The following is a 24,474-nucleotide window of genomic DNA, read 5'->3' as shown; positions in this document are numbered from 1 at the left end:
AGGAAAACTGGCGAAAAGGAACACGTCGCCTAAAGGCAAGAACCGCAGAAATCCCGGACCTGGGACGACCGGCGGCGAGAGTCACTTCCAAACCCTGCTAGTCGGTTGTGTCAGTGTGAAATACCCATTTCACACTAATCCAGCTTAGCCCATGCTGAGTTCGTGCGCTTGTGCTATTCTTCGGCTGGGTCGGTCGTTTGTAAGCTTAATCCCTGGATCCAGCGCACGCGCTTACTCCGACGTTCGTGTATCCCCAGAAACAGCGATCGTCCGCTAGTCACCAAGGCGAGTGCGTCACTCGTAAAGAGTGGTGAAACATGAAGCCACGCTGTCCAGCGTGGCTCGCCACGCACCTTGTCGATGAGTCCCATGCCTGAAGGAGGATTGTAGATTGGGATCTGCTTGCCGCGGTATGAACGAAACTTAAGCGAGCCGCGCTCGTCACGCGTCTGTACATCTTTGACAGTTGCCTTATTGCGCCGCAGGTCCGAATTCGATCCATATATCGTCAACTCATAAGCTTCGCCCGCCCGTCCTTCCGGATAGGTCGCCACGCCGGCGAATGTCAGTTGAGTTGTGGTCCGATATAGAGGGGCGTCGTCGTCCAAATCCCAAGCATATTGAGGCTGATATATACCAGGTTCGATGAGAGTTTCGACGCTCGCCTCGCAGTGCTGCACTTTGATGGCGAGATGCGTACGTTCCTCTTCGGGTAAGTGGTTCCTCCTGCGGGGCACGGGATCGTCACCTTGCGAATGATTACAGTCGCTCGGTCGATCTTAGTCCCGTTGTGGTGTCCTTCTGAAGGCAAAAGTTCGTACGGCGGATTTACCGTGCAGCTTCTTTCCGCATGCTGGGCCCGCACGATTTCGTCGAGACGCCTCGTCGCAACATTCAGGCAATGTCTTCCGTCTTTGTTGATCCGAATTCCCGAGCCTCGATTACCCACTGATGCGGCCGAACCGGACGCCATGTCCGCTGTCTTGCAGTCTGAATGATCTGGGTGACTTGCTTGCGAAGGGCGGAAATCGACAAAATGCGGGAGACGGGTCACGAGCTGATGTTCGATAGCAGATGAGCTACATCGTCAAGCTCAAAGAATACATCTGGCATGTTGTCGAGATGCTCTCTGCCCGTGCTGCCCCGTGACCGGCCGCCCTGGAAATCCCAAATGTCATCCCAAAGTTGCTCAAGCTCCCACGTCAGCCTGAACCATTCGCCCCGAACCCGGTCCTTGGCAAAGCGGTCGTGGACCATTTTTTTGGCTTCGAAATAGGAATGGAACACCTCTTGAACGGATAGCTTGTTGACGTTCCCGCTGTTGAGCGCGGCGATCCGGCCATAAACATTTGTGGCGAAGCCGATCTTCACGAGTTTGCCGCACATTGCAAAGTAGATGTACCCGCGCCGAGTGCCAGCAGCCGGCTCCGGCGAGGCTGGCCGCCACTCCTTAGCCTTCGGATCGAAAACTGCTGATTTGGTCGATTTGATTAGCTTGGGCGTTGACCTAATTTCAGTCATCCGCTGTTTAAAATATCGGCTCATATCTAACCCATTTACGAAGTGCTCTTCGGTTCAATGAACCTGAAAAGTCGAACACAAGCAGAACAACATGCCTAAAACGGCATATTGCGAAGTGCTCTTTTCCCGGATTTCCAAGGGTTTCAGTGGGGAGCCCACCGTTTACACCGAAGATGTCGGCGGTTCGAGCCCGTCATCGCCCACCATTTTACAGATCGATCTTATCCTTTCACTTGACCCCGAGGTTGGCGGTCAGGCCGCCGTCGATCTTGAAGTCGGCGCCTGTGCAGAAGCCCGCCTTGGATGAGCACAGAAACGCGATCAGCTCCGCCACTTCTTCCGGTTCGCCGATGCGGCCAAGCGGGTGCGCCTCGCCGAAGCGCTTGTAGGCGGCTTCGACATCGGCGTCGGTGCCGTTGTCGCCGCGCGCCGCCTTTTCCAGAATCGGCGTGCGGATCGATCCCGGGCTGACCGAATTCACCCGGATCCCCTGGCGGGCGTAGTCGAGCGCCAGCGAGCGCGTCAGCGTATGGATCGCTCCCTTGGTCGTTGCATAGGCGGCGACGTTCTCCTGGCAGGCGTGGCCCTGCACCGAAGCGACGTTGACGATGGCGCCGCCGCCCCGCTTGATCATTTCGGGAATGCCGAAATGCGCGGTCAGATAGATCGAGCCGACATTGACGGACATCGCCCGGTTCCAGGTTTCGAAATCCGTGCTCGTTGCCGTGCCATAAGGGTGCACGGCGGCCGAGTTGACGATGATGTCCAGCCCGCCGAACCGCGCGACGCCGGCGGCGACCGCCCGGGCAACCTGATCCGGCACGGAAACGTCCGTCGCCACCACCAGCGTTTTGGCGCCCGAGCGATCGAGTTCGGCCTGCATCGCCGCGTTCGCGCTCGTGTCGATGCCGCAGGCGATGATCGCGGCACCACCCGCCGCCAGGCGTCTGGCGCTTGCCAGGCCGATCCCGGTTGTTCCCGTCACCAGGGCAACCTTGCCGCCAAAATCGTTCATGGCTCAAACTCCGTCATGCGTCATTGGGATTGCCGAAGTTTCGACTCCGACTATGGTCCAACAATACGGTTTTGGCTTCGCTTCGGAAGGGACCTTTATGGAACAATGTTGGCGCTGGTACGGGCCGGACGATCCGGTCACGCTCGATCATGTCAGGCAGGCAGCGGCGACGGGCATCGTGACGGCCCTGCACAACATCTATGACGGTCGTGCCTGGCCCCTGGCCGACATCCTTGAACGCAAGCGCATCATCGAGGATGCTGGACTGACCTGGTCGGTGGTGGAGAGCATCCCGGTCCACAACTCGATCAAGATCGGCTCGGCGGAGAGGCAGCGCTACGCCGGCTTCTACAAGGACACCATTCGCGCCCTGGCTGAGGCCGGCATTTCGACCATCTGCTACAATTTCATGCCCGTGGTCGACTGGACCCGCACCGATCTCATGTATCGGTTGCCGACCACCGGCTACGCCTTGCGCTTCGACGCGATCGACTTCGCCGCCTATGACCTGTTCGTGCTGAAGCGCCGGAATGCCGAGGCCAGCTACAGTCCGGCGCGGATCGCTGAGGCGCAAGCGCGGTTGAAGGCCTTGAGCGAGGAGCAAATCGACACGATCGAGCGCAACCTCATTGCCGGACTGCCGGCCACCGAGCGCAAGTACAACCGCGACACGATGCGCGAGGCGCTCGCCGACTACGACGCGATCGGCCCGGCCGAACTGCGCGCCAACCTTGCCTGGTTCCTGAAGGAGATCATTCCCGTTGCCGAGGAGGTGGGCGCGCGCATGTGCATCCACCCCGACGATCCGCCTTTCTCGCTGTTCGGACTGCCGCGCGTCGTCTCCACCGACGAAGACGCACGCTTCATCCTGAAGACGGTCGACAGCCCGGCGAACGGCCTGACATTCTGCACCGGCTCTTACGGCGTGCGCGCCGACAACGACCTTGTCGCGATGATCGAGGAATTCGCCCCAAAAATCCATTTCGCGCATCTGCGCAACGTGACGCGCGAAGATGACGGCTCGTTCTTCGAGGCCGAACATCTGGAAGGCTCCACCGATATGGCCGCGGTGATCCTGGCGCTGATGAAGGAAGAGGTGCGTCGGCGCAAGGAAGGCAGGAGCGACTGGCGCATCCCAATGCGTCCGGACCATGGCCATCTGCTTGCCGACGACATCGGCAAGACCAGGATAAACCCCGGCTATTCCCTGATCGGCCGCCTCAAGGGCCTCGCCGAACTGCGCGGCATCATGCGGGCCGTGGACCGCTTCGGGCTGGCTTGACGGAGAAAATCGGCAGAACTTTCAATATTTTATAACGCGACGCTCAACGAGAACGACGATTGCGAACAGCGCGATCGACAGCGATGACGACAGCACGATCGCCGCATAGAGCCGGTCCGACTGGTAGTTGAAGCTTGCCTGGATGATCAGCGCGCCAAGCCCTTTGTCCGAGCCGATCCATTCGCCGACGATGGCGCCGATGACGGCGGTGGCCGACGCGATCCGCAGCGAGGAGAACAGCATCGGCAGCGCCCGCGGCAGCCGCAGGCTCCAGAAGACCTCCGAGCGTGTCGCCGACAGCACCCGGAACAGTTCATGCTCGCTGCTGCTCGCCGAATCCAGTCCGCGGATCATGTTGACCAGGGTTGGGAAGAAGCAGATCACCGCGGCAATGACGATCTTCGGTGTCATGCCCAGGCCGAAGATCAGGATGATGATCGGCGACAGCGCCAGGATCGGGATCGTGTTGAAGAACAGCACGATCGGGAAATAGGCGGCGTGCAGCACGCGGCTGTGCACGAAGACCACCGCCAGCAGCACACCGGCGAGATTGCCGATGACGAAGCCGGCCAGCGCTTCGACCAGCGTCGGCCAGAGGTTGCCGAGCAGCAACGCAAGGCTCTTCTGGAACACGCCGAATATGGCTGTCGGTGTCGGCACGATGTAGCGCGGCACGCCGAGCCATGGCAGCAGGAACTGCCAGGTGAACAGGATAGAGGCCGCACCCAGGACGGGCAGGGCGATCGCCAGCCCCGGCGGCAGGGGTGCCTGTCTCATGAGGCCCGCTCCAGGGCGCCGCGCAGTTCGGCCATGGCGGCGACGATCGCGGCATCCTCGCGTGAACAGCGGTTGCCGTCCTGCTTGAACGGCCGCATGTCCAGGTCCTTGACCAGGCGTCCGGGATTGGCGGCAAGCACGATGACGCGCTCCCCGAGATAGGCGGCTTCGGCGATCGAATGGGTGACGAAGAGGATCGTCGTGCCGGTGCGCCGCCACAGCGCCAGTAATTCGTCGTTGAGGCGGTCGCGCGTGATCTCGTCCAGCGCGCCGAACGGCTCGTCCATCAAAAGCAACTTCGGTTGTCCCAGCAGCGCCCGGGCGATCGCCACGCGTTGCCGCTGGCCGCCCGAAAGCTGATGCGGCAGTCGCTCGCTGAGGCCGCCAAGCCCCATCAACTCGAGCAATTCGTCGCTGCGATCCTCGATCTCGCGGGTCAGGCTGCCTTGCCCGACACCAAGCGGCAGGCGGACATTGTCGCGAACCGTGCGCCAGGGCAGCAGGGTCGAATCCTGGAAGACGAAGCCGACATCGCGGCGCGAGCGCACCGCGTGCGGCGTATCGCCGAGCACGTTAATCGTGCCGCCGAGTGGGTCGAGCAGGTCGGCGACCACCCGAAGCAAGGTCGACTTGCCGCAGCCCGACGGTCCGAGGATCGACAGGAAGGAGCCGGCCGCCACCGTGAGGTCGAGGCCGGAGAGCACTTTCACCGCCGTCTGCCGGCCGCCATAGCCGATATCCAGCCTGCTTGCCTCGATCGCGTTCACCATCAGGCGGCGGGCGCGTCGAGCTTGGGCCGGTCGGCGGCCGACAGTTCAAGGATCTTGGTGGTGTAGACATCCGCCGCCGCCGGCCGGCCGTTGGGGTATTGGCCGACCTTGTCGAGCAGCGCCAATTGCTCCTCGATCGAGGCGGGGTCGAACGTCCCCCAGCCTTCCTTTGCAGTCGCGCCGTCGAAAGAGAGTTTCAGCACCAGATTGACGGTCTTCTCTTCCCAGCCGAGATCCATTTCCGGATAGGCGGTGACCATCTTCTTCACCGCTTCCTGCGGGTTGGCATGCACCCAGCCCCAGCCCTTGGCGACGGCGCCGATGAACTTGGCCAGCGTGTCCGAATCCTTTTCGATCGCTGCATCGGTGGCGAAATAGACATCGGCATAGGAACTCAGCCCGAGATCGCGCACCAGGAGGTCGATGCGGTCGTCGCCGACAACGCTCAGCGCCTGCGTGTTGGTGATCCAGCCGCCGATGGCGTCGACGTCGCCACGCACCAGCGGTGCCTTGTCGAAGCCGACATTGACGATGGTGACCTCGGACGGATCGATGCCGTTCTTGGCCAGGATCTCGTCGATGACGAAGCGCGCCGTCGGCTGGATGCCAATTTTCTTGCCCTTGAGGTCGGCGACGCCGCGGATCGGCTTGGCCGGCTTCGAGGTGAAGGCATAGGGGCCGGTGCGGAAGCCGCAGGCGATGATCTTGACCGGCACGCCGCTGGCGCGCGCCGCGTAGAGCTGCGGCGTCTCGGAGAACTGGCCGAGTTGGGCAGCACCCGAGACGACCGGCGGCACGGTCGCGGCATTCGGCCCGCCGGGGCTGAATTCCACTTCGAGCCCGGCGTCCTTGAAATAGCCGTTGGCGACGGCGGCGATGTCGCCGATCTGCCCGTTCGACATCAGCCAGTCGTACTGAATGACGACCTTTCCGGCCGCCTTGGCGCCCGGCGTCAGCACCAGCTGCATGCCGGCGGAGGCTGCGGCGAGGCCGGCAAAACCGGCTTTCACGAAGCTGCGGCGGTTCATGTCGTATTGTCTGTTCCCACTCATTTGTCGCTCCTGTTGCAAGACTTCTTGTTTCTTCTTCAGGCGCCGCTCCCACGGCGCGGCGTCGTCTACGGCTGTTCGTCGTGGTAGTCGCCGGGGCCGCCGTCGAGCCAGGCGTATAATTCCCAAAGCGTGTCGTCGGGATCGGTGAAGTAGGCGCAGCGCGCATTCCAGACATAGTCTTCGGGCGGGCCGTAGAAGGGCACGCCTTTGGCGCTCATCTCGCCATGCAGCCGGTCGATCTCCGCGGGCGTGTCGACCCGTATCGCCACGCAGACCTTGTGCGCCTGGCGCGGCGATCTCAGCTTCGACACGCCGGTGTGGCGGTTGATGTGGTCGATCTCCCACGCCGCAAGTGTGACGCCCTCGCCATGGAAATCGGCAAAACCTTCGGCGCGGCGGCGCAGCCGAAAGCCGAGTTTCTCGACATAGAAGTCGACCGTCCGCCCGATATCCTCGACGAGCAGGCAGATATCCGAAATCGCATATGCGCCTCCGATCGGCATGGTCATTTCCTCTTGCCGGTGTGCTTGGCGCGCGCCGCGGGAAGCTTGACGCCGACACGCTCGGCGGCGCCGATGATGTGGGCGCGCATCGCGGCTTCCGCCGCCGCCGGATCGCCCGCCACCAGCGCCTCGTAGATGCGCACATGCTCGCCGACATTGACCTCGACCAGGTCGTGCAGCGGGTTGGTCAGGCGGGCGTAATGGATCGAGCGGCGGATCTGTTCGCAGACGAAGGAGATGAACGTGTGGATGTAGCTGTTGCCGGTGGCGCGTGCGATCTCGCGATGGAACAGGAGATCGGCGTCGATGCTGCCTTCTTCCCAGCGTTCCTCGCCGCTCATGCGATCGAGCGCTGCCTTGATGGCGTCGAGATGCTCTTGTCCACGCCGCTCAGCGGCAAGCGCTGCCGACTCGGCCTCGAGGATGCAGCGCAGCTCGAACAGCCGCTCCATATTCTCGGTGTCTTTCAACGCTTCGCCGTCGATGCGGATCGAGGCGCGCTGCTCCGGCGCCAGCACGAAGGCGCCGACGCCCTGCCGCGCCTCGATCATGCCGTCGGCGCGAAGCTGCGCGATTGCTTCGCGCACCACGTTGCGGCTGACGCCGAATTTTTCCGAAAGCTGCTGTTCCGTCGGCAGCCTTGTGCCCGGATTGAGTTCGCCGGAGTCGATCTCGCGGCTGAGGAAGGCGGCGACACGGTGCGGCAGCGCTTCTACGGTGCCGATGGCGGCCAGTCTTTGCTTCATGAAGAGGTCTCCGTCAAAGGCAGAAGGCAGCCGGGGTTCATCAGCCCTTGCGGGTCGAGCGCATCCTTCAGCGCGCTGACGAGCCGGCGATGGGTCGGCGCCAGGCCGGCCCAGAAGGCGCGGTGGCGGGTGCGGCCGATGCCGTGCTCGGCGCTGATCGAGCCGCCGAGCGCGCCGGCGATCCGGTAGAGCCCGGCGGTGATGTCGGCGCCCCTGGCGCGCGCCTCGCTTTCGGCAAGGCCTGCTGGCGGCAGGACGTTGAAATGGATGTTGCCGTCGCCGGCATGGCCGTAGGCCTGCGACAGCCAGCCGGGATGGTCCAGCGCAACGAAGCGGCGGGCCTGATCGACGAGGGCAGGGACGTCCGATATCCTGACCGCAAGGTCGGTGCGTACATGATAGCCGCGTTTTGCCTGGCCCTCGACCAGCCCCTCGCGGATCGCCCAGAACACTCTGGCCTGTGCGCTGCTTTCGGCGAGTACCGCTTCGGTAACGAGACCGCTCTCCATGGCGCTGGCCAGGAAATCGACCAGCAGGGCGCGCAGATCGACCGCGGCACTTGCGGACAGTTCGATCAGCACATGGACTGGAGCTTCGACCGGTGAGGCGATATCGGCGTCGATCAGGCGCGCGAGCGCGATGCACTCCGAACCGATGATCTCGAAGGCCGACATCAGGTCGGCCGAGGCCCGGCGCGCCTGCCGGAACAGCGCGATGGCTGCTTCGAACGAGGCAAGGCCGAGATAGGCCGTTTCGACCCGAACAGGTTTTGGAAACAGTTTCAGCTCGACGCCGGTGATGATGCCGAGCGTCCCTTCGCTGCCGATGAAAAGCTGCTTCAGGTCGTAGCCGCGATTGTCCTTGCGCAGGCCGGAAAAGCCGCTCCACAATTCGCCGTCCGGCAGCACGACTTCGAGGCCGAGGATGAGATCGCGCGCCATGCCATAGCGCAGAACATTGATGCCGCCGGCGTTGCTGGCCGCATTGCCACCGATCTGGCAACTGCCCTGGGCGCCGAGTGCCAGCGGAAACAGGCAGTCATGCGCCTCGCTGGAATCCTTGATGGCCTGCAGGATGCAGCCGGCATCGGCCTGCAGGACGAAATTTTCGGCGTCGACGAGGCGGATGGCGCTCAGCCGTTCCAGACTGATGACGACAGCGCCACGCGTCTCGATGTCGATCGCTCCCGCCACCAGCCCGGTGTTGCCGCCTTGCGGGATGATGCCTAGCCCAAGCGTGCCGCACAGCCGCACCACCGCCTGAACCTCGGCGACCGTAGCCGGCTTCAGCACGGCAAGGGCGCCGCCATGGTGATCGCCCGACCAGTCGCCAAGGTATTTCGCCATGTCGCCGGCATCGACGGCGACGCCGCTTTGCCCGACAGCGCCTTCCATGGCGCTGAGGATTTTTGGCGAAAGGCGGTGAACGGTCATGAACAACGATGTCTGGAGATAGGGTGATACATATCATCCTACAACTTAGGTCGAGTCAACGGCTCTTCAAGGAAAAGCGGGCCAATCACCGACGCCGCTTGGGATGAAGATGTCGAGAGTTGACCATGCCACCGGCTAGGGAAGGTCGGGTATGGGCGCATCGGGTTTAGGACCTGCTCATGCGCCGCCTTGGCCGATTGCCGCTAGGTCAAAAGCATTTCAATGGTGAGCGGCGGCCCGCCCGCGACCGTTGATCCAGCAAGGCATGGGGACAAGATGATCGAATTGCCGTTTACGCGCGACGAATACCAGCAGCGGCTTCGAAAGATCCGCACCGAGATGGCAAGGCGCGGCATCGAACTTCTGGTCGTGAACGATGTCGCCAACCAGCATTACATCACCGGCTATGATGGCTGGTCATTCTACACGCCCCAAATGGTGCTCGTTCCGATCGAAGAGGTCGAGCCGGTCTGGATCGGCCGCGCCATGGATGCAGCCGGCGGTCTCCTCACCGCCTGGATGAAGGCCGAGAACGTGGTCGGCTTCCCGGAAGATTATGTTCAACGCGCCGATCGCCATCCCACGGACTGGATAGCAGCATGGATCGTCGCGAAGGGCTGGGGCAATCGTCACATCGGCATCGAGCTCGAAGCCTACTATTTCTCGCCGAAAGGGCATGCCCGGCTTGTCGCCGGATTGCCCAATGCCAAACTGCATGACGCCGATCTTCTGGTGAACTGGATTCGCGCGGTCAAATCGGCGCCCGAGATCGATTGTTTGCGAAAGGCATCGTCACTGGCTGAAGCGGCGGTCGCGCGAGCTTTCGAAATTATTGCACCAGGCGTTCGCGAATGCGATGCGATTGCCGCCATACAGGCAGCGCAGATCGCAGGCAGCCCGGACTTCGCAGGCGATATCACCGCCCTTCCTCCGACAATTCTGGGTGGCGAGAATGCCTCCGCCCCGCACATCATGTGGAGCGACAGGCGGTTCGGGGAGAACGAGACGATTGCCCTGGAACTCGCCGGGGTCTGCCGTCGCTACGCCGCCGGGCTCGCAAGAACGCTGCAGCTTGGCAAGACGCCGACAAATGTTTCGGACACGGCAAAGGCGGTGATCGAGGGCATGGACGCGGTGCTCGATGCGACCAGGCCAGGAACGACCGCCGAGGCGGTCGAAGCTGCGTGGCGCAAGGTCATTCAACGCTACGGGCTGAAGAAGGAGTTGCGTATCGGCTATTCCATCGGAGTCGCGTACCCGCCCGATTGGGGCGAACACACGATCAGCCTCAGGCCGGGCGACAAGACGGTGCTTGCGCCTGGCAACGTCGTGCATTCCATTCTCGGCATGTGGATGGACGGTTGGGGCATCGAGATCAGCGAGACCATCCTGGTGACCGAAACCGGCAATGAGACCCTGACCAGGTTCCCGCGAGACATCCATGTCAAAGCCTGACGATCCGACGGCGGTCGGCGGAGCCGCGGCTCCCGTCCCAGTCAATATCGATGCCGGGATTCTCGATCGGATGATCGAGATTCGCCGGCATCTGCATCGCAATCCGGAGCTTTCGAACCACGAGGCGAACACGCAGCGTTACCTGCGGCAGATGCTGGCAGCTCAGGGGATTGCCGACATTCGCGACGTCGCGGGCTTCGGTCTGGCCGTCGATATTGTCGGCACCGGCAAGCCTTCAAATCGCAAGCTGGTCATTCGCGCCGACATCGATGCCTTGCCGATCGAGGAGGAGTCCGGTGTCGACTATGCGTCGATAAATCCAGGCGTGATGCACGCATGCGGCCACGACGCGCACGCCTCGATGGGCTTTGCGGTTGCCGCGCATCTTCTTCAGTCGCGGGATGATTTTGGCGGAACCGTGCGCCTCATCTTCCAGCCCGCCGAGGAAGACGAACCGTCGGGCGGGAGACGGGTGGTGGAAGAGGGGCTACTCGACGATGTCGACGCCGCCATCTGCGTTCACGTCGATCCGTACACGCAGTCCGGCAAGATCGCCGTCAGTTCCGGTCCGTACACCCTGGCGTGCGATACGTTCGATGCGATCGTCACGGGCTCGGCCGCGCATGCGGCAAAGCCGTATGAAGGGATCGATGCGATAGCCGTGGCATGTTCGATGGTCACGGAACTGCAGAAGATCGTCTCGCGCGAGACCGACCCCTACGACCCGTTGGTCATATCCGTTACCACCATCAACGGCGGTAGCGCCTACAATGTGATCGCCGGCAAGGTCACATTGAAAGGGACCATTCGCAGCGGCAGCGACGCCACCCGCGAGCGGGCCTGGCGCCGCGTTCGTGCGATACTCGAGGGGATAGCAGCGAGCTACGGCGCCAGTGTCCAACTCGACATCCATAAGGGCGAGCCGGGGGTCGTCAACGATGTCGAGATGACTGAGTTGGTTGTCGCCAGCGCCAAGGCCTGCATCGGGGCCGACAATGTTCTCAACACGCCCGGATGGGCCATCGCCGACGACTTTGGCTACTACAGCGAGAAGCGCCCGTCGGTCTATTTCCGGCTCGGAATCCGCAATGAAGAGATCGGATCGGTCTTTCCACTCCACCATGCCAGGTTCCGCATCGACGAGGCCGCCCTGAAAGTCGGGGCGGCCACTCTGGCCTCGGCAGCGACGATGTTTCTGTCGACGCGGCGGGAAAATCCCGACGCACAGTGAAATCCTAGAGGTACTGCTCGACCTTCTTGCCGACGGTGAGAAAACGCAGCGGGTCGACCGCCTCGCCATTGTGGCGCACCTCGTAGTGCAGATGCGGGCCGGTCGAGCGGCCGCTGCTGCCGGTCTTGCCGATGACGTCGCCGGCCGCGAGCTTCTGGCCGACGGTGACGTCGATTTCGCTGAGGTGCCCGTAGCGCGTCGCAAAGCCGTTGCCGTGATCGACCTCGACCATGCGGCCATAGCCGCCGTTCCAGCTGGCCTTGACGACGACACCAGGCGCCGTGACCTTGGCCGCCATGCCGATCGGGGCCCTGAAATCCATGCCTGAATGCAGCGCCGCGGTGCCGAGGATCGGGTCGGTGCGCACGCCGAACGGGCTGGTGACTGAATGGCCGGGGGCTGGGTTGGCGAGCGGCAGCTTCCGCGCTTCCTTCTTCAGATGGTCGAGCGCGTCCAGCGCCTCGTCCAGTTCCTTGACCTTGCTGTCGAAGATCATCGACCCATCGACCGGGATCAGCGGGCCGCCGGCATCGCTCTTGCCGAAGTCGCTGTCGACCGGCAGCCCGGCAGTTTGCAGCGCCTGGGTTATGGCATCGGCACTCTTGTAGGCGTTGTCGGCAAGCGTGGCGACGCGGGTAAGCTGTTCGGTTTCGATGGCCTTGAGCGACAGGTTGATCGACACGAACAGCTTGTCGGCACGGTCGGCGGCCGAATTGCTGGGCAGCGGGTCGGAGCGCGTCGACCACAGCGAGAATGGCCTGGTGTCGCCGGTGCCCGGATTGGCGGCAAGGCTTGCGACTGAATAGGTACCTGGCTGATCGATGCTGCCGGTCACATCGGCATGTTCGTCGGGCTTGGCGGCGGCATCGCTTGCTGAGGGCGCGGTGCCGACTTCGCTCTCGGCGCGTTCGAGGATCGGGCCGAGGCGGCCGTGGCGCTGGCTGAGCTGAGTTTGCCGCTCGAGAAGCTCGCCCACCTTGGTTTCCATGAGCTGCTGGTCGAGAAGCTGACGGCTGGTGATGCGATCGACCTGGGCGCGAAGCGCCGAGATGCGGTCCTCATAGGCCTGCTGCATGCGTGCCTGGCGTGCCGTGGTGGCGCCGATGAGATCGTCGCGCAGCACCAGGTAGGAGGTCGCCAAGAGGTAGCCGATGGCGATCGCCGCCAGCGCCGAGCCGATGAAGGCGGCAAGCCAGGGGCGGATGGTGAAATGTCTTATCTCATTGCCCCGGGCGATGATGACCGTGTGGGGCTCTTTGCGCCTGCCGAAGACCGCTGACTGACCGGTTAGGTTCACGGGACCAAGCTTTCGTTACGACATCAACGACGAGCCTGATTACACATTATTAGGGTTAACAAAGCTTTTCCGGACAGAGGGTGCCGGTAACGAATGCCCGCAGGACGCGCATCGGGTTGCGGGGAAGGGAACAGCCTGCGCCTCCGCGCGCCTCAAAGGGCGCGCACCGCCTCCAGCACCTCTTCGGCATGGCCCTTGACCCGGACCTTTCGCCAGATCCTGGCGATCCGTCCGTCCTTGCCGATCAGGAACGTCGCGCGCTCGACGCCCATATAGTTGCGGCCGTACATCGTCTTTTCGACCCACAAATTGTAGGCCTCGATCACCTTGCGCTCCTCGTCGGCTACGAGGTCGACGGTCAGATCGTATTTTTGCTTGAACTTGTCGTGCTTCCTGATGCTGTCCGGCGACAGCCCGATCACCACCGCGCCGGCCTTCTCGAATTGCGGCTTCAGCTGCGAGAAGCTGATCGCCTCGGTGGTGCAGCTTGAGGTGTCGTCCTGCGGGTAGAAGTAGAGTACAACAGGCTTTCCGGAATACGCGGCGAGGCTGAGCGACCCGCCACCGTCGCGCGGAAGGTCGAATTGCGGCGCATGGTCGCCCACGTCGAGATCAGCCATATCGATGCCCTTGTTTGCGGTTACGCGCCAAGCCGCATCGATATAGTGTCGAGCGGGGATTCGTCCACGATCGAATTCGCTACAACGGAATATTGCGTGGATCAGGAAGAACCGCAGCACGAGAAGATCAGGTTCAGGCGTGACGAGATCACCGACCTGGGGGCTTTTCCGTCTGCATGCAAAGTGCCGCCGCTCGGCCGCGCCAAGATCGGCCGCGGCTTTCGAATTCTCGGGCGGCTGGTTGCCGGCCTTTGCGCGCTGGTGCTGCTGGCCGCGGCCGGCGTCTATGTGCTCGGTTCGTCGGGCTTCGGCACCGAACGGCTTCGGGCCGAGGCCGAGGCGGCAATCGAGAAACTGGCCGGCGTCGATGTCGATGTCGCGGTCGGGCCGGCACGACTGACTCTCGATGGTTCGAGCTTCATCGCCTTGCAGGTGAGCGACGTCGTCTTGAAGACCGCCGACGGCAAGCCGATGGCCGATGCCGGACGTGTACGTTTCGGCATAAGGCTGATCCCGCTGCTTTCGGGCGAGGTGCGGCTGACCAGCGCCAGGATTTCCGACGCGCACATCATGGCTGCGACGATGCCGTCGGGTGGCGGCGACTGGACGGCAGCACTGCGCAACGAAGACGGGCTCGTCGATCCGGAGAAGCTCGCCGACGCGGTGTTCGCCAACGTCAACCACGCGCTCGACGCCGTGCGCGAGGATTCGATGCGTCAGATCGACCTCAGGAATGTCGAGTTCGTGCTGCCGGACACCGGCTCCGTCACGCGGGTCACCGTCGCCGACGCCTCGGTTCTGCAGACAGGGCCGGGCAGCATGCAGTTTTCAGCCAAGGCCGATATCGACGGCAGGGCGCTCACCGTCGCCGCCACGGCCACTCGCGACACCACGACACGGCGCGTCAGCGCGCTGGACGCCAGCGTGGAACTGGCCCAGGCTGAAGGTGCCGCCACGGCCGCCGGCGGAAAGCTGGGCACGGTGGTGCTGAAATTGACGGGATCGGAAGGAGCGGGCGAGACCGCCTCACGGCTTGTGGCTTCCCTGTCACTTGCCGGTTCCGTGCTCGATCTCGGCACGCGCGGCCTGCTTCCGGCCGACGTCGATGCCAATGCCACGCTCATCTCCGGCTCGAACAAGGTCCAGGTCGACAGGCTGCTGCTCAAGACCGGTCGCTCGACCTTCGACTTCGCCGGTTCGATCGGACCGAAGCCGGCCACCGGCACGGCGGGCGAGGAGCCATCCTACCGCTACGACCTGACCAGCGACCGTTCGATCTTGTCGCCTTCCGAGTCGCCGGAGCCGGCGCTCAACTTCGTCGCGCGCGTTGCCGGCGTCTACCAGACCAGAAGCCACAAGCTCGTCGCCGAGCAGATCGGGGTCCGGTCGGGATCCACGAGCGAGGTCATGGGCACGGCCTCGGTTACCTTTGTCGACGGCAAGGCGCCGGGCATATCCGTCTCCCTCAACATCCACGACATGCCGGTCTCGCATGTCAAGCAATTGTGGCCCTGGTTCTCCGCCCGCAACGCCCGTCTGTGGGTGCTGAAAAATTTGTTCGGCGGCCGTGTCGTCAACGCCAGCATGGGATTCCAGGTCGTGCCGGATCGTCTCGGCAACGGCGTTCCGCTTTCCGCCAATGAGGTGTTCGGCCGCTTCCAGATCGAAGGGTCGCGCTTCGACACCGCCGGCCGCATTCCGCCGATCCGCGATGCCGTGGGCGAGGTTTCGTTCCATGGCAACGACGTCGACGTCGCACTCACCTCCGGCAGCGTCTTCATGCCGAGCGGCCGCACCGTGGCGGCCAGCAACGGTACGCTAACGGTCAAGCAGGCCAACCGCCCGCCAGTGATCGGCGCGCTCGACATCGACGTCGCCGGCGAGGCGCCGGCGATCGCGGAACTCGCATCCTACGAGCCGATCAACGCCATGCGCCATGTCGGCCTCGCGCCGGAGGATCTGTCCGGTGAGATAACCGGCCACGTCAAGGCGAACATTCCGCTTCAGTCGGGTGTCGACACGTCGAGACTGGATTGGCTGGTATCGCTCGACTACACGGACCTGTCGCTCGCCAAGCCATTCGAGGACCAGACGGTGACCGAGGCCGACGGGTCGATCACGGTCGGGCCCGATCAGGCGGTGATCTCCGCCAAGGCGCTGCTCAACGGCATCCCGGCCGAACTCGACCTCGTCGAGCCGCTCAAGGACGATGGCCCTCCGCGCAGCCGCAAGGTCGCGCTGGTGCTCGACGACAAGATACGCGCAGCCGCCATGCCCGGCCTGTCACCGCTGCTTTCGGGAACCATAAAGGTGGCGATCGACAAGAGCGGCGCCGGCGAGCAGAACGTCTCGGCCGACCTTACCAATGCCAGGCTGGATATCCCCTGGGCAGGTTGGAGCAAGGGTGCTGGCGTTCCCGCCAAGGTCACCTTCGTCATGGCGAAGTCCGGCAGCACCACGACGCTGTCGGATTTCGATCTCGACGGAAAGAGTTTCTCCGTCGATGGCAACGTGACGCTGGTCAACGGCGCCCTGTCGTCGGCCCGCTTCAGCAAGGTCGCCCTGAACAGGGGCGACGATGTCGCCGTCTCGGTCAAGCGGTCAGGCAGGGGCTACGCCGTCGACGTCAGCGGCGAGGCGCTCGACGCCCGGTCGCTGATCAAGCAGTTCACCTCCGACGTCGACACCGCCACCAAGACCACCGGCTCCGATGCGATTTCGGTCAGCGCCGATGTCAACTCCCTGACCGGCTTCCATGACGAGGTGCTGTCCAATTTGAAGCTGGACTACAGCGCCGCCGGTTCCAGGGTGAACGGGCTGAAAGTGAGCGCAACGGCAAGTTCGGGCGCCGCGATAACCATCAGCAATACGGCCGGCGACGGCCAGCGCATGCTCAACATGAAGTCGGCCGACGCCGGCGCCATCCTGCGCTTCCTCAACATCTACGAGCACATGGAAGGCGGCTCGATCGCGCTGTCGATGGCTGGCACAAGCGATGGGCCGATGAAGGGCCAGGTCGATTCCAGCAACTTCTTCATCGTCAATGAGCCGAAGCTTGCCTCGATCGTATCGACCACGCCGGTCGGCGACAGCCGCAATTTGAGCCAGGCAGTCAAGGCCGACATCGATACGTCACGGGTCAAGTTCGAGCGCGGCTTCGCCGAGATCGACAAGGGCGCCGGCTATCTGAAACTGGCGAACGGTGTGCTGCGCGGCCCGCGCATCGGCACCACCTTCCAGGGCACGCTCTACGACCAGAGCAACAACATGGACATGACCGGCACCTTCATGCCGGTCTACGGCCTCAACCGCATCTTCGGCGAACTGCCTCTGTTCGGTCCGCTGCTCGGCAATGGCCGCGACCGCGGCCTGATCGGCGTCACCTACCGGCTGAAGGGCAACGCCAACAAGCCGGTGCTGGACATCAACCCGCTGTCGGTGATCGCGCCCGGCATATTCAGGTCGATCTTCGAATATCGCTGAGGTCAAACCCCAATCAGTTTGAGCGACTGAATTCGATCCTAGGCGGCTACGCGTTTGCCTTGAGCGTGTTCACGCCCATGGCACGATGCTGACGTTCGCCTTGTCCATTCCCTGCCGGACGACGCTCAAGAATCACCAGCCGCCGCATCGGTCGCCGCATGACGAAGGAGATGATGCGCACCAGGCTTCCCATCAGATGGTTGCGTCGCACCTTCGCAGGCGCCGCCCGCGTCTCGATTTGTTCAAAACCCCATCGTGAATAGGCGCCGACATTGGGCTCGGCTGTGATCAGCCAAACGGGCTCCCGATCTTCGGCAAGCAGCGTATCGATCAACCGCGAAGCGATCCCACGGCCTCGCGCCTCCTTCGCCACGACAAGCGATCCGAGTTCGCTCGAGCCGTCCGTATGTTTGCGCATCTGCACCGCACCGATGATGCGGCCTCCTGTTAACGCAACCAGGAAGTTCGGCCAATTGAGGCCGGTTGGGTTCAGACGCTCAGAATGCACCAACGCGCGAATGGCTTGCTGATCCCGCTCCGTCGCGCGACGAACGACAATAGCCAACTGATCCATTTAATACGCCTCCTGCACCGCGATCTGATCGCATTTCGGCGGCAGGAAGTAGCAAGACGTGTGTTTCTACCAAATGTCGTTACGACCGAGCTTATGTTTCCGCAGGCAGTTGATCGCCTCAGGCCGGTCGCGCCAGGACGTGTTTTTTCTTGCCGAGTGAAAGCTTTATGACGTTTTCCGGACTCAAATCCTGAAGTGTCACCATGCGGCGGTCGTCCGAGACCGGCTGGTCGTTCAGGCGCACGGCGCCACCCTGTATGTGCCGCCGCGCCTCGCCGTTGGAGGCCGCCAGCCCGGCGGTGACCAGCAGTGACAATATGCCGACGCCGGCTTCCAGCGCCGCCTTGTCCACGTCCACGCTCGGCAATGTGTCGGCGAGCGCGCCTTCCTCGAAGGTCTTGCGCGCGGTCTCGCTCGCTGTCTCCGCGGCTTCCCGGCCATGCAGCATGGCGGTGATCTCGGTGGCGAGGATCTTCTTCGCCTCGTTGATCTCCGAGCCGCCGAGTTGTTGGAGCCGCGCCACCTCGGCGAGCGGCAGTGTCGTGTAGAGTTTCAGGAAGCGGCCGACATCGGCGTCCTCGGTGTTGCGCCAGTACTGCCAGAACTCGTATGGCGACAGCATCTCCGCATCGAGCCAGACCGCGCCAGAAGCCGACTTGCCCATCTTGGCGCCCGACGAGGTGGTGAGCAGGGGCGTGGTCAGCGCATAAAGCTGCGCGCCTTCCATGCGATGGCCGAGATCGATGCCGTTGACGATGTTGCCCCACTGGTCGGAGCCGCCCATCTGCAGCCGGCAGCCGACGCGCTTGTAGAGTTCGACGAAGTCGTAGGCCTGCAGGATCATGTAGTTGAATTCGAGGAACGACAGCGACTGCTCGCGGTCGAGCCTGAGCTTGACGGAATTGAAGGCCAGCATGCGATTGACGGAAAAATGCCGGCCGACATCGCGCAGGAAGTTGACGTAGTTGATCTCCATCAGCCAGTCGGCGTTGTTGACCATGACCGCGTCGTGCGCGCCGCTGCCGAATTTGAGGTAGGGCGCGAAATTGCGGCGGATGCCGACGAGATTGTCCTCGATATCCTGCGGCGTCAAAAGCTTGCGCGCCTCGTCCTTGAAGGACGGGTCGCCGATCATCGAGGTGCCGCCGCCCATCAGCGCAATCGGCCGGTGGCCGGTCTGCTGCAGCCAGTGCAGCATCATGATCTGGATCAACGAGCCGGCATGCAGGCTCTTGGCGGTCGCGTCGAAGCCGATATAGGCGCTCACCGTTTCCGTGGCGAAAAGCTGGTCGAGGCCAGCATCATCCGAAGTCTGGTGGATGAAGCCGCGCTCGCTCATCGTGCGCAGGAAATCGGATTTGAAGGCGAACATTGTTTCTTTCCCGAAAGCACCCGGCCTGAGCGGCTCGGGCATGATATGAACGCGGGCGTTTAGCATCCGCGGGCGATCAGCAAAAGTGGTTTCCGATTTTGCGTCCGATCGCCCGCCAACCAAAGACCGGCGATCAGCAAAAGTGGTTTCCGGTTTTGCGTCCGATCGCGCTTCATCTGGCTAGCGCGATCAGCAAAAGTGGAATCCGGTTTGCGGCCCGCGCGGATGCCATTTTGCGAATCCTTGCCTCATCGTTTTGGCTGGCGTAATGAGGCGCCGCGCAACGGCTTCGCCGGAAGCGCCGCGACGAGGCCAATCGACCGCCCCGCAGATCAAGTCAGGAATCCGGCCTCCCGCACATGAACAGGAACTACCTCATCCTCTTTCTGTTCAGCCTGCTGATGACGCTCAGTGGGTTGATGAGCCTTCCGCCTGTCGATCGTGACGAGTCACGCTTCGTCCAGGCCACCAAGCAGATGGTCGAGACCGGCGACTATGTCGATATCCGGTTTCAGGATGTCTCCCGCTACAAGAAGCCGATCGGCATCTACTGGCTGCAATCTGCGGCGGTCGCGCTGAGCGGGCAGGGGGCTGAAGCCCCGATCTGGGTCTATCGCCTGGTGTCGGCCCTGGGCATCGCCCTGGCCGTCGTCGGCATGGCCTGGACGGGCACAAAACTCTTCGGCGCCAAGGCCGGTCTCGCCGCCGGCCTGATGATGGCAGCGATCTTCGCCACTGCCTTCGAGGGCCGCGACGCCAAGACGGACGCCATGCTTCTGGCCTGCTGCGTGGCGGCGCAGGGTGCGCTGGCGCAGATCTACCTGGCCTCGCGCCGGAACGAACCGGTTGCCGGCCATCTGCCGTGGATCTTCTGGATCGCCCAGGGCGCGGGAATCCTCATCAAAGGCCCCGTGAGCCCGCTCTTGTCAGTTCTGACGGTCGCCGCGCTGTTCGCCTTCGAGCGTGACTGGCGCTGGCTGTTGAAGCTGAAGCTCGTGCGCGGTGTCGCGCTTGTTCTGCTGATTGTGCTGCCTTGGGTCGCGCTCATCACCTGGAAGAGCGGCGGCGCCTTTCTGCAGGAGGCCGTCGGCAAGGACATGATAGCCAAGGTCGCGCAGGGCGAGGAGTCGCACGGGCTTCCGCCCGGCTTCTACATGCTGACCTATTCGCTGTTCATGTGGCCGTTCGGCCTGATTGCGGTTGGCGCCGGGTTGCAGGCAATCAACCGCTTCTGGGACGACCCGCGCCTGCGCTTCTGCCTCGCCTGGTACATCCCGTTCTGGCTGGTGTTCGAGCTGATCCCGACCAAGCTGCCGCATTATGTCATGCCGGCCTATCCGGGCATGGCGCTGCTGATCGGCTGGCTGCTCACCTTGCCGGCCGAGGAGGCGAATGCACCGCTCCGGCGCTGGCAGTCCTGGCTGTGGTGGTCGACCGCCTTTGGGCTTGTCGTGGTCTCCATAGGCCTGGCAGTCGTTTGCATCGGCGCGCCGCTCTATCTGGCCAAGGCATTCTCCTGGTGGAGCATCCCGGCGGCCCTTGCCGCACTCGCCGCCGGCTATCTCGCCTTCCCGCGCCAATTGCAGGTGCCGCTCGCCCGTATCGGCGCCATCGCCGTTTGCGCCGGCATCACCTTCTCCCTGCTCTTCGGCGTCATCGCCCCATCCTTGAAGCCGATCTGGCTGAGCCCGGCGATCAAGGCTGCCGTCGAGGCAAACCGCCCGTGCGAGACGAGCGTGCTCGCCTCCGCGCCGTATCATGAGCCGAGCCTGGTCTTCCTGGTCGGCACGAAGACGATCCTGACCGATGTCGACGGCGTCGCAAGGCACTTGCTCGACGACCCGGCTTGCGCGCTCGGACTGGCGCCTGTCGGTGACGAGAAGAAACTGAAGGACGCTCTGGCTGGACAAGGCAAATCTGCGCGCCGGCTGGCCGAGATCGACGGCCTCAACTACTCGTCGGGAGACAAGCTGGCGCTCGGCCTCTACCGGGTGGACCAGTGAAGACGTCGATGACCCCGCCTGCGGTGTTCCGCCGGTCGCTCGGCAACTTTCTCGACACGATGCGGATCGTGCGAAGGCGCTTCGCCGTGCGCAAGGCCGATTATCCGCGCATAGCGTGGCCGGTCTTGCTGCTCGCCTGGATCATGCTCACGGCGGCAGTCTTCTTCCGCCTTGACCACGCGGCAGGGACGCTTTGGGGGGAATGGCCGCACGGGCTTGTCCGCTTCACCGAGTTTTTTACCGACTTCGGCCTGGGCGGCTGGTACCTCATTCCGGCCGCACTCTGCCTTGTCGCCGCCAACCTCACCGACTGGCGAAGCCTTTCCCGGCGCGCGCGGATCCTCGCCTACAACTGGACCTGCTTTGCCTTCCTGGTGCTCGGCGCGGTCGGTCTTTCGGGCATCGCCGTCAATCTGCTGAAATACGGCATCGGGCGGGCACGTCCGCGCTATTTCGACGATATCGGGGTGCTGTCGTTGCATCCCTTCGCCATGGATGCGCGCTTTGCCGGCTTCCCGTCCGGCCACGCCACCACCATGGGCGCCGTGTTCGGCGTCGCGCTGCTGTTATTTCCGAGACGCTGGTACATCGCGCTGGCAATTACCGCGTGTATCTCCTCGACGCGGGTGTTCGTCGGCGCGCACTATCCCAGCGACACCGTCGCCGGCTTCGGCCTCGGCTGCGCCAGCGCGATCCTGTGCGGACTGGTCTTTGCCCGGCTCGGCTTCATCTTCCGCCGGACGTCGGCCAAGCTGCCCATACGCAAGACGACCTTTCGGCTCGCAGGCTATGCCGGGGCAGGCAACAGTCGAGTGGCGTCCAGACAGGGCGAAGATCGCGTCGCTGCGGACCGGCCTTAGGGTCAAAACTCAATCGTCAGGGTCGCCAATGGCCGGATGGGTGGGAAGTTGCCGTTCGGCTCAATAGCCAGAATGCGCAGGTTGCGCCAGAAAACGGTCATCCACCGCCATTTCTCGAATGACCGCAGAGGGCCGACAGCGGAATGGCAGCTTCTGGCTTCGCAGCGAAGATTGCAGACATTCAACCTGCTGAAAGTCGTGGACTGGCCCCGATGCTGACCTTCCACAGCGTTAGAGGAAGATCAGCTATCAGGGCATATGAGGGCGTCCAAGCTCAAGATCGTGCGTGCCATCGTCGAAATGCACAGCAAGCCTCGCTTTTCGATCGACCTCAAGCCTGAAGATGTCTGGGCGGCTATAGTGTCCGGCCACGTCGAGCGATCTTCGTGCGGCGCGGGCCGCGTCTACGTCTAGGTCGGCATAGAGAATTCCTTTCACCCGATGCAGCGGGCCAGCAGCAACGCCGCCGAATGGTTTCACCACTACGGCGTCGCCCGGATTGATCCATTCGTCCTCGGCAAAGAGCTTGCTGCGATCAGGAAAATCTTCCGGGATATCGATGGCCTCCAGGGCTGTCGCGGTGCTCAATACCCAGCAGCCACCTTCGCGAGCGATATGCTTCATGGTTGCAAGCCAAGTCTCGCCGCTGTCCCAGGTAGGCGCAACATAGATGTCGATGTTCTGGGCATAAAGCGCGAAGCGGGCGAGCGGCATGTAGCTCTCCCAACAGATCAACGAGCCGACGCGGCCGATCGGTGTTTCGACGACGCGAAGGCCGCTGGCGTCGCCGAAGCCCCATACCATCCGCTCGGGATTGGTCGGCATCAGCTTGCGATGGCGGTTGAGGATCGAGCCGTCAGACCCAATCGTCACGACCGTATTATAGAGGGTCGATCCGCTGCACTGGGAGTTGATCTCGTTCAGTCCCATGACGACGATCATCCCGTGCTGCGCCGCCGCTTCCCGTAGCCGGTCGAGGCCTCCGGCGGAGATGTCCACAGCGTTGCGGCGGAGCTTTGCATGAAGGGAATTGGCAAGTGTCATGTCACCGCCCGGGCGCAGCCGCCATATCCAGGTCGGGTAACCGGGCAGATAGGCTTCGGGAAAAACGATGAGCTTCGCCCCCTCTGCCGCGGCCTCGGCGATTGATGCGATTGCGCGCTCGTAAGTCGCTTCGAGGTCGAGCAGCACCGGCGGCTTCTGCGAGATCGCTATCCTGGTGTCCATCACATAGACCCCCTAGAAGATCGTGGCGACGGGGTGCCCCAGCGCCATCGCGCCCGCATACTGAGCCTGCGGCCCAGTCTGGAGCGGATGGAAGCGGGCGCCCTGGATGTCTCGAAAGCAACGCTCCAGCCCATTCCGTCTGTAGAACCCCAAGCCGCCACCCAGTTCCAGCGCGAGTTCGACGGTCCGTATCGCATGATCAGCGACGAGAGAACGGCCGATCATCACTTCATTGACGGTGTCTGCCGAAGGGGCATTCAGGTCGACCGTTTCCAGCATCCAGCGGTGAGCGAGGCGCGCGGCGCGGAGCGAGGTCTCCATTCGACCTGCGAGGTCGAGACTGTGGGGTGTCGGTGCCTTGCGTATCGCCAGGTCTACCGCAAGGTCGCGCGCACGCTCTGCAACACCGAGATAGACGGCGTAGATCAGGGGGAATGCGATCGTGGCGATTATCTGAAACACCGGGTGCCACTCTCCGGCACTGCGCGAAAATGCAACACCCGCTTCGGGTATGAACAGGTTGTCGACGACCACGTCATTCGAACCGGTACCCCGCATTCCCAGCACCTTCCACGTTTGCTCAACGCGCACTTCCGGGGCCTTCATCGGAGCGGCGAAGTGGATCACCGTGTTAGTTCCTTCCACCACGGCACCGGTCATCAGCAGATCTCCGGCCTCGGCGCCGGAGGTGAAGCCCTTGCGCGCGGATATTCGATAGCCGCCATCGACCTTGGTCGCCCTGCCGGAACCGCCGATCCAGTCGGAGCCGCCGCTTGAGAGCAAGATCAGTCGCTCAGTGGCGACCCGTCTCAGAAGGGGTTCTACCGCTGCGATCTTCTGGTGGCGCCAGCGCCAAACCGGAATGGCGACCTGATGGGTATGCATCGAAAAGGCAAGAGCGGTGGATCCGCACGCTTGGGCGAGCATGCGCAACATGTTGGCAAGTTCCGGTATTCCGGCGCCCTTGCCGCCCAACTCCCGGGGGACGCCAGCCTCAACCAGACCGGACTGCTTCAGGAGAACGTAATTCTCGGCCACGAAACGATCGTTCTCGTCAAATTCGGCAGTGCGGGCGGCGAGCTTGGGCGCAAGGCCTTGCGCTATGGCAACGACGTCGCTGGCCTCGTTGATCGTGTCGACCGTAGGTGAACCTGCCGAGGTGCTTAGTGTTGCGCTCAGTGACATGAGATCCTCCATCTATAGGAGGCTGAAGGATCGTCGGTAATGGCCGGACGTTCTAGTTCAGCATCTGT

Annotated in this window: 21 protein-coding genes; 6 read left to right on the top strand and 15 right to left on the bottom strand. The window is 63.1% G+C overall.

Annotated elements, in window-relative coordinates; genetic code table 11:
- Positions 1-173 precede the first annotated feature (173 nt).
- The 3 genes from AC1RUK_RS13345 to AC1RUK_RS13335 form a co-directional block, all read right to left on the bottom strand.
- A complete protein-coding gene (locus AC1RUK_RS13345) occupies positions 174-737 on the bottom strand; it encodes a hypothetical protein (protein ID WP_481835246.1) in 564 nt (187 codons plus the stop codon).
- A 313-nt stretch (positions 738-1,050) separates the two neighbouring features.
- On the bottom strand, positions 1,051-1,545 hold the full coding sequence (locus AC1RUK_RS13340) for a GIY-YIG nuclease family protein (protein ID WP_481835247.1): 495 nt from the start codon (positions 1,543-1,545) through the stop codon (positions 1,051-1,053).
- A gap of 205 nt (positions 1,546-1,750) precedes the next feature.
- Positions 1,751-2,536, bottom strand: coding sequence for an SDR family NAD(P)-dependent oxidoreductase (locus tag AC1RUK_RS13335; RefSeq protein ID WP_481835248.1), 786 nt, complete (start codon positions 2,534-2,536; stop codon positions 1,751-1,753).
- A 97-nt stretch (positions 2,537-2,633) separates the two neighbouring features.
- Between AC1RUK_RS13335 and uxuA the strand changes: the two genes are divergently transcribed.
- The gene (gene uxuA, locus AC1RUK_RS13330) at positions 2,634-3,818 is read left to right on the top strand and encodes a mannonate dehydratase (protein WP_481835249.1); all 1,185 of its coding nucleotides are present in this window, start codon (positions 2,634-2,636) and stop codon (positions 3,816-3,818) included.
- A 21-nt stretch (positions 3,819-3,839) separates the two neighbouring features.
- Here the strand turns inward: uxuA and AC1RUK_RS13325 are convergent, their stop codons facing one another.
- From AC1RUK_RS13325 to AC1RUK_RS13300, 6 genes are all read right to left on the bottom strand, one after another.
- Positions 3,840-4,595 (bottom strand): ABC transporter permease, encoded by a 756-nt coding sequence (locus AC1RUK_RS13325; RefSeq protein WP_481835250.1) that lies wholly within the window; start codon positions 4,593-4,595, stop codon positions 3,840-3,842.
- On the bottom strand, positions 4,592-5,365 hold the full coding sequence (locus tag AC1RUK_RS13320; RefSeq protein ID WP_481835251.1) for an ABC transporter ATP-binding protein: 774 nt from the start codon (positions 5,363-5,365) through the stop codon (positions 4,592-4,594). The genes AC1RUK_RS13325 and AC1RUK_RS13320 overlap by 4 nt, the downstream gene beginning before the upstream one ends.
- Positions 5,365-6,393: an ABC transporter substrate-binding protein gene (locus AC1RUK_RS13315; protein WP_481839515.1), complete on the bottom strand. Its 1,029-nt coding sequence runs from the start codon at positions 6,391-6,393 to the stop codon at positions 5,365-5,367. The genes AC1RUK_RS13320 and AC1RUK_RS13315 overlap by 1 nt, the downstream gene beginning before the upstream one ends.
- 89 nt (positions 6,394-6,482) lie before the next feature.
- A complete protein-coding gene (locus AC1RUK_RS13310) occupies positions 6,483-6,920 on the bottom strand; it encodes a VOC family protein (protein WP_481835252.1) in 438 nt (145 codons plus the stop codon).
- A gap of 2 nt (positions 6,921-6,922) precedes the next feature.
- The gene (locus tag AC1RUK_RS13305; protein WP_481835253.1) at positions 6,923-7,666 is read right to left on the bottom strand and encodes a FadR/GntR family transcriptional regulator; all 744 of its coding nucleotides are present in this window, start codon (positions 7,664-7,666) and stop codon (positions 6,923-6,925) included.
- Positions 7,663-9,099, bottom strand: a complete 1,437-nt coding sequence (locus tag AC1RUK_RS13300) for an FAD-binding oxidoreductase (RefSeq protein ID WP_481835254.1) — start codon at positions 9,097-9,099, stop codon at positions 7,663-7,665. Before AC1RUK_RS13300 ends, AC1RUK_RS13305 begins: the two co-directional genes overlap by 4 nt.
- A 276-nt stretch (positions 9,100-9,375) precedes the next feature.
- Between AC1RUK_RS13300 and AC1RUK_RS13295 the strand changes: the two genes are divergently transcribed.
- Both AC1RUK_RS13295 and AC1RUK_RS13290 read left to right on the top strand, forming a co-directional pair.
- Positions 9,376-10,554 carry a M24 family metallopeptidase gene (locus AC1RUK_RS13295; RefSeq protein ID WP_481840273.1) on the top strand — a complete coding sequence of 393 codons (1,179 nt, stop codon included), beginning with the start codon at positions 9,376-9,378 and terminating at the stop codon, positions 10,552-10,554.
- Complete coding sequence (locus AC1RUK_RS13290; protein ID WP_481840272.1) at positions 10,541-11,785, top strand: M20 metallopeptidase family protein; 1,245 nt, start codon at positions 10,541-10,543, stop codon at positions 11,783-11,785. The genes AC1RUK_RS13295 and AC1RUK_RS13290 overlap by 14 nt, the downstream gene beginning before the upstream one ends.
- Positions 11,786-11,789: 4 nt before the next feature.
- On the opposite strand, the gene AC1RUK_RS13285 is transcribed toward AC1RUK_RS13290, so the two are convergent.
- Together AC1RUK_RS13285 and AC1RUK_RS13280 are read right to left on the bottom strand one after the other, a co-directional pair.
- Complete coding sequence (locus AC1RUK_RS13285; protein WP_481840271.1) at positions 11,790-13,082, bottom strand: M23 family metallopeptidase; 1,293 nt, start codon at positions 13,080-13,082, stop codon at positions 11,790-11,792.
- 152 nt (positions 13,083-13,234) lie between these two features.
- Positions 13,235-13,702, bottom strand: coding sequence for a peroxiredoxin (locus tag AC1RUK_RS13280; RefSeq protein ID WP_436174700.1), 468 nt, complete (start codon positions 13,700-13,702; stop codon positions 13,235-13,237).
- A 96-nt stretch (positions 13,703-13,798) separates the two neighbouring features.
- Here AC1RUK_RS13280 and AC1RUK_RS13275 point away from each other — a divergent pair, with 96 nt between their 5' ends.
- Positions 13,799-17,185: a hypothetical protein gene (locus AC1RUK_RS13275; protein WP_481835258.1), complete on the top strand. Its 3,387-nt coding sequence runs from the start codon at positions 13,799-13,801 to the stop codon at positions 17,183-17,185.
- Positions 17,186-17,231: 46 nt separating this feature from the next.
- On the opposite strand, the gene AC1RUK_RS13270 is transcribed toward AC1RUK_RS13275, so the two are convergent.
- Together AC1RUK_RS13270 and tyrS are read right to left on the bottom strand one after the other, a co-directional pair.
- Positions 17,232-17,759, bottom strand: a complete 528-nt coding sequence (locus tag AC1RUK_RS13270) for a GNAT family N-acetyltransferase (RefSeq protein WP_481835259.1) — start codon at positions 17,757-17,759, stop codon at positions 17,232-17,234.
- Positions 17,760-17,877: 118 nt separating this feature from the next.
- Entirely contained in the window at positions 17,878-19,131 is a 1,254-nt protein-coding gene (gene tyrS / locus AC1RUK_RS13265; RefSeq protein WP_481840270.1) for a tyrosine--tRNA ligase, read from the bottom strand.
- Positions 19,132-19,490: 359 nt separating this feature from the next.
- Here tyrS and AC1RUK_RS13260 point away from each other — a divergent pair, with 359 nt between their 5' ends.
- A complete protein-coding gene (locus tag AC1RUK_RS13260) occupies positions 19,491-21,134 on the top strand; it encodes an ArnT family glycosyltransferase (RefSeq protein WP_481835261.1) in 1,644 nt (547 codons plus the stop codon).
- Between the two features lie 8 nt (positions 21,135-21,142).
- Positions 21,143-21,994 carry a phosphatase PAP2 family protein gene (locus AC1RUK_RS13255; protein WP_481835262.1) on the top strand — a complete coding sequence of 284 codons (852 nt, stop codon included), beginning with the start codon at positions 21,143-21,145 and terminating at the stop codon, positions 21,992-21,994.
- A gap of 249 nt (positions 21,995-22,243) precedes the next feature.
- Here AC1RUK_RS13255 and AC1RUK_RS13250 read toward each other — a convergent pair whose 3' ends face one another.
- Together AC1RUK_RS13250 and AC1RUK_RS13245 are read right to left on the bottom strand one after the other, a co-directional pair.
- Entirely contained in the window at positions 22,244-23,221 is a 978-nt protein-coding gene (locus AC1RUK_RS13250) for a carbon-nitrogen hydrolase family protein (RefSeq protein ID WP_481840304.1), read from the bottom strand.
- Between the two features lie 12 nt (positions 23,222-23,233).
- The gene (locus tag AC1RUK_RS13245; protein WP_481835264.1) at positions 23,234-24,406 is read right to left on the bottom strand and encodes an acyl-CoA dehydrogenase family protein; all 1,173 of its coding nucleotides are present in this window, start codon (positions 24,404-24,406) and stop codon (positions 23,234-23,236) included.
- Between the last annotated feature and the right edge of the window lie 68 nt (positions 24,407-24,474).

The organism is Mesorhizobium monacense (assembly GCF_056781675.1).
This window is presented reverse-complemented; position numbering and strand designations above follow the sequence as displayed.